6 protein-coding genes and 1 pseudogene are annotated in these 6,012 nt (G+C 71.8%); 3 read left to right on the forward strand and 4 right to left on the reverse strand.

The window, feature by feature from the left end:
- The first annotated feature begins 2 nt into the window (after positions 1 to 2).
- The 3 genes from E2651_RS40355 to E2651_RS46265 all read left to right on the forward strand — a co-directional run bounded on the left by E2651_RS40355 (position 3) and on the right by E2651_RS46265 (position 1,777).
- Positions 3 to 1,097, forward strand: a complete 1,095-nt coding sequence (locus E2651_RS40355) for a chemotaxis protein (RefSeq protein ID WP_135336249.1) — start codon at positions 3 to 5, stop codon at positions 1,095 to 1,097.
- A 32-nt stretch (positions 1,098 to 1,129) separates the two neighbouring features.
- Entirely contained in the window at positions 1,130 to 1,345 is a 216-nt protein-coding gene (locus E2651_RS46260; protein WP_348541701.1) for a hypothetical protein, read from the forward strand.
- 90 nt (positions 1,346 to 1,435) lie between these two features.
- Positions 1,436 to 1,777: an FxLYD domain-containing protein gene (locus E2651_RS46265; protein ID WP_348541702.1), complete on the forward strand. Its 342-nt coding sequence runs from the start codon at positions 1,436 to 1,438 to the stop codon at positions 1,775 to 1,777.
- Between the two features lie 21 nt (positions 1,778 to 1,798).
- On the opposite strand, the gene E2651_RS40365 is transcribed toward E2651_RS46265, so the two are convergent.
- The 4 genes and pseudogenes from E2651_RS40365 to E2651_RS40385 all read right to left on the reverse strand — a co-directional run.
- On the reverse strand, positions 1,799 to 3,061 hold the full coding sequence (locus E2651_RS40365) for an arginine deiminase (RefSeq protein ID WP_135336250.1): 1,263 nt from the start codon (positions 3,059 to 3,061) through the stop codon (positions 1,799 to 1,801).
- Positions 3,062 to 3,178: 117 nt separating this feature from the next.
- Positions 3,179 to 3,880: a DUF4232 domain-containing protein gene (locus E2651_RS40370; protein WP_245239514.1), complete on the reverse strand. Its 702-nt coding sequence runs from the start codon at positions 3,878 to 3,880 to the stop codon at positions 3,179 to 3,181.
- 81 nt (positions 3,881 to 3,961) lie between these two features.
- Positions 3,962 to 4,630, reverse strand: a complete 669-nt coding sequence (locus E2651_RS40375; RefSeq protein WP_135336251.1) for a response regulator transcription factor — start codon at positions 4,628 to 4,630, stop codon at positions 3,962 to 3,964.
- Between the two features lie 215 nt (positions 4,631 to 4,845).
- Positions 4,846 to 5,925, reverse strand: a pseudogene (locus E2651_RS40385) (histidine kinase); the annotation flags it as partial.
- Positions 5,926 to 6,012: the final 87 nt, after the last annotated feature.

Consider the following 6,012-nt stretch of genomic DNA (forward strand, 5'->3'; position numbering starts at 1 on the left):
CCATGCACCCCTCCCTCACCCCCGAAACCCTCGCCGAGCTGCGCAAGACACGCCCCTATCCGGCCGTCACGGTCCTGCTGCCGACGCACCGCAGGGAACCGGACAACGCCCAGGACCCGGTGCGGCTGCGCAACCTCGTCGCCGAGGCCAAGGAGCGCCTGAACGCCGACCCCGCCGTGACCAAGGAGCAGCGGGCCGAGGTGGCCGACCAGCTGGACAAGGCGGTGGCCGAGGTCGATCTCGTGCACGCCGAGGACGGGCTCGCGGTTTTCGCCGCCCCCGGGGAGCACCAGGTGTGGTCGCTTGCCAGGACGGTGCCGTCGCGGGTGGTGCTCTCGGACACGTTCCTGACGCGCAACCTCGTCGCGGCGCGGGCCGCCGAGCGCCCGTACTGGGTCCTCGCCGTCTCCGCCGACCGTGTCGCGCTGTGGGACGGCGCCGCGGAGCGAGTGACCGAGCACACCGCCGACGGATTCCCGCTGACCCGGAGCCTCGAGGACCCGGACGCCGAGCGCGAGGAGCGGATCGGCGATCTGCCGAGCACCTTCCGCGACGAGCGGACCCGTACGTTCCTGCGCGCGGCGGACCAGGCGATGAGCGCCGTCCTCGACGCTCATCCACGCCCCCTGTTCGTGGCCGGCGAAGCCGCGGCGCTCTCCCTCATCGACGACATCGGCACGGTCACCCGGAAGGCCACGCGGGTGTCGCACGGCGGCCTGGCGCACGGCCCGGCGAACACGGTGGCCCAAGCGGTCGCTCCCCTCGTCGCCGACCGGGAGAAGACCGAACTCGAAGCCCTGCTGCATGAGTTGGACACGGCACAGAGCAAGCGGCGGTTCGCCGCGGGGCTCGACGAGGTCTGGCAGAACGTGACGGCCGACCGGGCCGGGCTGCTCGCCGTCGAGGACACCTTCCGGCAGACCGTGCGCGACGACGGCGGGCATCTGGTGCCGGCCGCCACCGGCGATCTCGACGCGGTCGAGGACATCGTGGACGAGATCGTGGAGCGGGCCCTGGACACCGGCGCACAGGTCCGGTTCGTACCCGAGGGAGCGCTCACAGAGCGGGGCGGAATCGCCTGCGCCCTGAGGTACTGACGTCAGGCACAGCAGTGAGAGGACCGCTCCGAATGAACCCCATGCCGACCGGCGGGCAGCGACGCCCCAGGAAGGCGGTATCCGCCGCCCTCGCGCTGGCCGCCACCGTCACGGGCGCCGCCGCCCTCGTCTCCTGCAGCACCGACGGCGACGCCCCCTCCGGCGAGGGCAGCCGGACCATCAGCGAACGGCCGACGGCTCCCGACTCGGCGTCCTTCTCGGAGAAGACCGCGTCGCCCCTGAAATAGGCCGCTTCCGAGGCCGCCGAGTCCGCACGGGCTTCGGCGTCCGCGGCGGCGGAATCGGCCTCGGAGCGCGCGGACGAGTTCGAGGCGTCCGTGTCCGCGGAGTCCGAGCGGGTCCAGAAGGCCGCGAAGGACAAGTTGAAGGATGTCGACGGCGAGGGCAACGCGATGTCCGACGTGTCGATGACGGGCAAAGCGCGCTCCGAGACCGGCGGCGTGCTCGCCTCCATCGTGACGCTCACCAACAGCACCGACGAGAAGGCGTCGTACGCGGTGCAGGTCGACTTCCTGGACTCCGACGGCAAGACCGTGGAGACGCGCTGCATCGGCAAGGAGGACCTCGAACCCGGCGAGCGGGCCCAGGCGTACGCCATCAGCCACGCGCCGCCGGAGCCGAAGCTCTCCGCGAAGCTGGTCAAGGCCCAGCGGTACTGAGCCTTCCGGCCGGCCGTGGCCTCAGAAGTCGACGGGGTCGCGCAGCAGCGGGCACGTCATGCAGTGCCCGCCGCCGCGGCCCCGGCCGAGTTCGGCGCCGACGATGGTGATGACCTCGACGCCCGCCTTGCGCAGCAGGGCGTTGGTCTGGGTGTTGCGGTCGTAGGTGACGACCACGCCGGGCTCCAGGGCGACGGCGTTGTTGCCGCTGTCCCACTGCTGGCGCTCGGAGGCGTAGACGTCTCCGCCGGTCTCGATCACCCGCAGCCCGGGGAGCCCGAGCGCCTTGGCGACGACGTCGACGAACGTACGCGAACCCTCATCGGTGATGTCCATGCCGGCCGGTCCTTCGCCGGGCCGCAGCGTGAAGGAGTGCACGGCGTCCATGATCTTCGGGTAGAGCGTGACGATGTCGCGGTCGGCGAAGGTGAAGACGGTGTCGAGGTGCATCGCGGCCCGCAGCTTGGGCATGCCGGCGACGACGACCTGCCGCGCCGCGCCGTTCTTGAACAGCGCGGCCGCGACCTGCGTGATGGCCTGCCGCGATGTGCGCTCGCTCATGCCCATCAGGACGACGCCGTTGCCGACCGGCATGATGTCGCCGCCCTCGAACGTGGTCTGGCCCCAGTCGAGTTCGGGATCGCCCCACCACACCCGGGCGCCGGTGAAGTCGGGATGGAACTGATAGACGGCCTTCATCAGCAGCGTCTCGTCGTGCCGGGCGGGCCAGTACAGCGGGTTGAGGGTGACGCCGCCGTACAGCCAGCATGTCGTGTCGCGGGTGTAGAGCGTGTTCGGCAGCGGCGGCATCAAGTATTCGCGTACGCCGGTGGATTCGCGTACGAGCGTGACATAGCCGGAGCGGAACTCGTCCGGCAGATCCGCGGCGGCGAGGCCGCCGATGAGGTAGTGGGCGAGGCGGCGCGGCTGCAGGGTCTCCAGGAAGGCGCGGGTGCCGTCCATGAGTCCGAGCCCGACCTCGTTCGGGGTGATCTTCCGCTCCAGGAGCCAGTTCCTGGCCTCGGGGATCGCCATCGTCCGGGCGAGCAGGTCGTGCAGTTCGACGACCTCGACACCGCGCTGCCGGAGCTTGTCGACGAAGTCGGCGTGGTCGCGCTGGGCGTTCTCCACCCACATGACGTCGTCGAAGAGCAGGTCGTCGGCGTTGGTGGGGGTCAGTCTGCGGTGCGCGAGACCGGGCGCGCAGACCAGCACCTTGCGCAGCTTGCCGACCTCGGAGTAGACGCCGTAGTTCGGGGTGCTGGACGTGTCGGAGCTTGTCACGCTGCGGTCGCCTCCTGTCCGGGCCGGCGCCGACCGTCGACTGACCACCCTGATCGCGAACCTATCCCCGGCATACGGACTTGTCCTGATATAGGGACCTGGGCGGAGCTGCCCTGCTCAGGACGGCGCGGGTGCCGTAGGCCTGGACGCCCCGGTGTCGTCGGCCGGGGTCTTCTGCCAGGCGGTGGTGCCGATGCGGCCCGTGTTGCCGAGGTCGATGCGGCCCTGCGGCGTCACGGTCGCCTTGCGGGCGCCCTTGGCCGGGGTGACCTCCAGATAGGTGCCGCTGACGGCGTTCGTCGTCGTGTCGGTGACGGTGTTGCGCCAGACAAGCACCGTGTGGGCGGACTCCTCACGCCGCAGCGTGAGGGGGTGCGGGCCGGGGTCCTCCATCTGCGTGACGGGGTTCGGCCCTTCGAGGATCTGTACGTCGAGGGGTTCGCGGTGCTCGTCGAGCACCCGGAGGCCCGGGTAGCCGTTCAGCCGATAGGCGCGCTTCCCGCAGTTGGTCAACGTCACGCTCATCGCGCGCAGCCCCATCGCGGCGTCGACCATGCCCGGCTCGATCCGCACGCCCGAGGCGGGGCACGAGGACGAGGGCGCGTCCGGCACCGGCTCCCCGTCAACGGGAATCGGCGTCGTCGACGCCAGGCCGGGCGGCGTGGGCACACCGGAGGCGGCAGGACCGCCCTCGGGAGCGGCGTCCGCCGTACGCTCAGGGTTCCTCTCCCGCTCGAGCTCCTCCGAGAGCCCGCACCCGGCGGCGAGCAGGGCGACAGCCGTGAGGGCCGCGACATGTCTGAACGGTATGACGGTCACGCGCAGATCATGCCACGCCCCAAGTAACCCCCTATGCACCCCTGCACGCCCTTACACACCGCTATGCACCTCCACTTCCCGCTACGGAGTAGCATTCCGGGCCGCTACGAGCCCCGACTCGTAGGCGAACACGACCAGTTGGGCCCGGTCGCGCGCGCCGAGCTTCGTCATCGCCCGGCTCACATGCGTCTTCGCCGTGAATGGGCTGATCACCATGTGCTCGGCGATCTCCTCGTTCGTAAGACCGCGCGCGGCGAGCGCGGTGACCTCGCGCTCCCTGCGGGTGAGCGTCTCCAGGCCCGGCGCCGTAGCCCGGTCCGGCGGCCGTGACACGAACTCCCCGATGAGCCTGCGGGTCACCGACGGCGAAAGCAGGGCCTCCCCGCGCGCGACGATCTCGATGCCCTGCAACAGATCGGCGGGCTCGGTGTCCTTGAGGAGGAACCCGCTGGCCCCGGCGCGCAGCGCGTCGAACACGTACTCATCAAGGCCGTAGTTGGTGAGGATCACGACGCGCACGTCGGCGAGCCGCGGGTCGGCGACGATCCGGCGCGTCGCCTCGATCCCCGTCATCACGGGCATCTGTACGTCGATGAGCGCGACGTCGGGCACGCACTCGCGCACGAGGGCGACCCCCCGCTCCCCGTCGGCGGCCTCCCCCACCACCTCGACACCGTCCTCGGCATCGAGCAGCGCACGAAACCCGGCCCGCATCAACGCCTGATCATCCACCAACACAACCCGGATCACGGGCTCTCCCCACGCCGCCCGACATCAGCACCAACCTTCGCCTTCGATCCCACCGAACCCACCGAATCCACCGAACCCACCGAACCCACCGAACCCACCGATCCCACCGAATCCACCGATCCCACCGAACCAACAGAACCGCCCGACACCACTGCCCCCTGCGGCCCCGCCGCATCCACAGCAGCCACCGCCCCCGCAGTCGACTCGGCCACCTCCAGCGGCAGTTCGGCCCGCACCGCGAAGCCGCCCTCGGCCCGCGGACCCGCCCGCAACGTGCCGCCCAGCGCGACGACCCGCTCCCGCATCCCCGTGAGACCGGTCCCCTCCACCGGCGGGAGCCCCGCGTCGGCGGCCCCGTCGTCCGTCACGCGTACCCCCAACACCCGCTCCCCGTAGTTCAGTTCGACCGCCACCCGCGCGGCGCCCCCCGCATGACGCGCCGCATTGGTGAGGCCCTCCTGCACGATCCGGTACGCGGCCCGATCCAGGCCGCCGGCCAGGGCACGCTCCCGCCCCCGCACCGTCAGCTCCACGTCGAGGCCGGCCGCCCGCGCACGCTCCACGAGGAGTGCGGGGCTCCCTGTCGGCTCGTCCGTGCGCAACACGTCCAGCGTGGACCGCAGTTCGCGCATCGCCTCGCCGCTGGCCTCCTGGATGGCGAGCAGCGCGGGCGGTATCTCCTCACCCCGTTTGCGGGCCAGGTGGACGGCGACGCCCGCCTGCAGTTTGACGATCGAGATGCTGTGCGTCAGGGAGTCGTGCAACTCGCGCGCGATCCGCAGCCGCTCCTCCCCCGCCCGGCGCAGCGCCGCCTCCTCGCGGGTCCGCTCGGCCTCCAGGGCGCGCTGCTCCGTCTGGCGCAGATACGCCTGCCAGTTCTTGTCGGCGAGGCCCGTGACCAGCGCGCACAGGAACCAGCCCGCCAGCAGCATGGTCCGCTGGGCGACGTCGTCCGACGCGGAGCCCGCCACCGCGAAGCCCGCGAGGAACGCCCCCGCGGCCGCCGCGGCGACACCCCGGTGGCCCGCCCGCGCCGCCGTGTGCACGGTCGCCACCATCGGTATCGCCGCCACTCCGCTCGCCCCCGCGTGCAGCACCGTGCCCAGCAGACAGGCGGTGGCGACGCCGAGCACGACGCGGGGCGCCGCCCGGTGCGCGGCCAGGGCCAGCGAACCGGCCGCCATCAGCGCGTAGTCCAGCAGCCCCGCATCGTCCCCGTACGCCGCCGCGGCCGTGACGATCACGCCCACGACGACCGCGAGCACCGCGTCGCCGAGCCACACCCGCCGCCCCACGCGATCCGTGCGCCTCGCACGAACAGTTGCATCCGTCCGGCCCGCCACACCGCTCACCCCCGCTCACCCCCGCTCCCCGTCGACTCC

Source organism: Streptomyces sp. MZ04 (assembly GCF_004684775.1).
Lineage (GTDB): Bacteria > Actinomycetota > Actinomycetes > Streptomycetales > Streptomycetaceae > Streptomyces.